General features: G+C 54.4%; 1 pseudogene. It reads left to right on the forward strand.

Annotation, left to right across the window (positions count from 1 at the left end):
* A pseudogene (locus VER_RS10275) lies at window positions 1–769 on the forward strand (terminase gpA endonuclease subunit); the annotation flags it as partial.

The raw sequence follows: 769 nt of genomic DNA on the forward strand, positions 1-769 counted from the left end.
TTTTATGCGTTTTCATGTTGCCTGCCCGCATTGCGGGGAGGAGCAGTATCTTAAATTTGGCGACAAAGAGACGCCGTTTGGCCTCAAATGGACGCCGGATGACCCCTCCAGCGTGTTTTATCTCTGCGAGCATAATGCCTGCGTCATCCGCCAGCAGGAGCTGGACTTTACTGATGCCCGTTATATCTGCGAAAAGACCGGGATCTGGACCCGTGATGGCATTCTCTGGTTTTCGTCATCCGGTGAAGAGATTGAGCCACCTGACAGTGTGACCTTTCACATCTGGACAGCGTACAGCCCGTTCACCACCTGGGTGCAGATTGTCAAAGACTGGATGAAAACGAAAGGGGATACGGGAAAACGTAAAACCTTCGTAAACACCACGCTCGGTGAGACGTGGGAGGCGAAAATTGGCGAACGTCCGGATGCTGAAGTGATGGCAGAGCGGAAAGAGCATTATTCAGCGCCCGTTCCTGACCGTGTGGCTTACCCTCACCGCCGGTATCGACCCCAAGCTGGACCGCTACGAAATGCGCGTATGGGGATGGGGGCCGGGTGAGGAAAGCTGGCTGATTGACCGGCAGATTATTATGGGCCGCCACGACGATGAACAGACGCTGCTGCGTGTGGATGAGGCCATCAATAAAACCTATCCCCGCCGGAATGGTGCAGAAATGTCGATATCCCGTATCTGCTGGGATACTGGCGGGATTGACCCGACCATTGTGTATGAACGCTCGAAAAAACATGGGCTGTTCCGGGTGATCCC

Source organism: Veillonella sp. R32, from assembly GCF_010093125.1.
In the GTDB taxonomy this organism is placed as follows: Bacteria; Bacillota; Negativicutes; order Veillonellales; family Veillonellaceae; genus Veillonella_A.